The following is a 1,853-nucleotide window of genomic DNA, read 5'->3' as shown; positions in this document are numbered from 1 at the left end:
TCTACGATTCGCGTTCGGAACTCCCGACGGTTCGTAATCGAGTGCTCGTGCTCTCCGGTGCCGAGGATGTGCTGACGCCGCCCTGGCAGTCAGTCGAGATGGCCGAGTTGATTCCCAACGCGCACCTGCAGGTCCTGCCGCGCGGGAGCCACGGCATGATCATGGAGTACCCCGAGGACACGCTCGCAGCCATCACCGCGTTCCTCAAGACGCCGGCTGAGACGGCGAGTGCCACGCGGCGATTGGATCGGGTCAGCCGCTGAGCCGCGCCGCAGCCTCGTCTGGGTGGTGTTGGCCCAAGGTGCAGGGCAACGTCCCGGAGTAGCCGGGTGGTAACTCACGAGCATCCGCTTGTAAGCGCCTTCTCGACGCCCCGCTTCCGCCGCTGAGGTGGTGGCGGCCACCACGATGGCTGACGGATCGATGCTCGTGAGTCCTGCCGATCCTCAAAGGCCCACGTCGCGCAGCAAGTCTTCTGTATTTCGCGCCGAAGTACGTCGTCTTTGATCTGGACGGAGCCAAGGCGACGATGCCTGTTGCGCCCTTGAAGGTAGGGGCCGCCGGGCCTGGTTACAGAGCGTTTCACGCGTCCAGCGGATTCGTTGGAGCCGGGTGCGGTTCCGGCCCAAAAAGACAGGTGGCCCCCTGTGGCGGAAGCGTCCATTGCGCTTCTGACCTGCCTACCAGTTCCGCACTGTGGCGGCAAGGAACCGGCCTCGGAGGTCGTCCAGCGACGTCAGGTTCCGCACCGACGGTTCTCGGGCGGTCCCTGTGGAGGCGAATCGGCTGAGGGATGCAGGGCGATCGGGCTGATGTCGTGGCGCCCTACCCTACTGCTCCGCTAATGCGACTGCTGACAAGAGAGCCGCGACCAGCGCGGCCTCGGTCCGCTCGTAACGGCTGGATGGAACCGTCACCGCCAAGGCAGCGACAACGCGTCCGTTGCTACGGATCGGGGCGCTCAAGGACCGAACGTCCTCCCGGTATTCGCCAAGGTCGTAGAGGATTCCGGTGCGCCGTATCTCGGCCATCTGGGCTTCGAGTTCGCCTCGGTCGCTCACCGTCCTCGGCGTGAATCGGGTGTAATCGTGATTATCCAAGATCGACGAGCGCCGTTCCTCGTCGGCGAAGGCGAGCAGCACTTTGGCGCTTGCTCGTGCGTGCACATCACCAGTGAATCCCACTTCCAGTCCCGCGACACGCACGGCCTGGGATCCTTCGACCGTGGCGAGTATGCGGATCTCCCCACGGAACCACCCGGTGAGATATGCCGTTTCACGAGTAGTCTCTGCGAGTCGCCTGAGGGCCTGGCTGTGTTTCGGGTCCACGCGTACGCGCAGGCCGGGCGAGTTGGCGATGTCCATGGCGCTTAGGCCGAGGGTGTAGCGCTTGCCGGGCTCCTTGTTCAGTAATTTCTCTTCCTCGAGTGTTGCGAGCAGATGGTAGGCCGTGGGCATGGCGAGGCCGACCATCTCTGCGACCTCGGTCGCGGTCAGTCCATGCCGCGATCGAGCGACTGCCAGCAGGATGCGCGCAGCCCGGCTGACGGATTGGATCACCTGGCGTTGTTTTGGGGGTTCGACTTCGCTCGTTGGCGCTGCATTCATTTGCTTCATCCGTTCAGTTTGTCTTGAAACAACACTTGACATAGCCACCCCGGCCCGGCCATAGTTTGTCAGATTTTGAAACTCACTTTCACTATATTGACACAAGGAGAGCCATGTCGACCAGCACGACACCGTCGATTGCGCCGGTAATGAGTCTTGGGGGGCGTCCGGCGGGCAGTCGTCGGGAGATCAAGATTATTGATACGACTTTGCGTGATGCGCATCAGAGTTTGTGGGCGACGCGGA

2 protein-coding genes and 1 pseudogene are annotated in these 1,853 nt (G+C 62.7%); 1 reads left to right on the top strand and 2 read right to left on the bottom strand.

The genetic code is table 11. The features are described 5' to 3' along the window. A partial coding sequence (locus AC5RU7_RS20950; protein ID WP_494053868.1) for an alpha/beta fold hydrolase occupies positions 1-263 on the top strand: 263 nt, incomplete at its 5' end. 160 nt (positions 264-423) lie between these two features. On the opposite strand, the pseudogene AC5RU7_RS20945 reads toward AC5RU7_RS20950, so the two are convergent. Further along, positions 424-664, bottom strand: a pseudogene (locus AC5RU7_RS20945) (IS110 family transposase); the annotation flags it as partial. A 166-nt stretch (positions 665-830) separates the two neighbouring features. Next, complete coding sequence (locus AC5RU7_RS20940; RefSeq protein ID WP_494053867.1) at positions 831-1,616, bottom strand: IclR family transcriptional regulator; 786 nt, start codon at positions 1,614-1,616, stop codon at positions 831-833. Between the last annotated feature and the right edge of the window lie 237 nt (positions 1,617-1,853).

It is taken from the genome of Arthrobacter sp. K410C (genome assembly GCF_059090105.1).
The sequence above is the reverse complement of the archived record's forward strand: the minus strand, read 5'-3'. Positions and strand labels throughout refer to the sequence as shown.

Coding starts and splice junctions, on each gene's coding strand:
- AC5RU7_RS20940 (WP_494053867.1), bottom strand. CDS start 1,616: ATGAAGCAAATGAATGCAGCGCCAACGAGCGAAGTCGAACCCCCAAAA.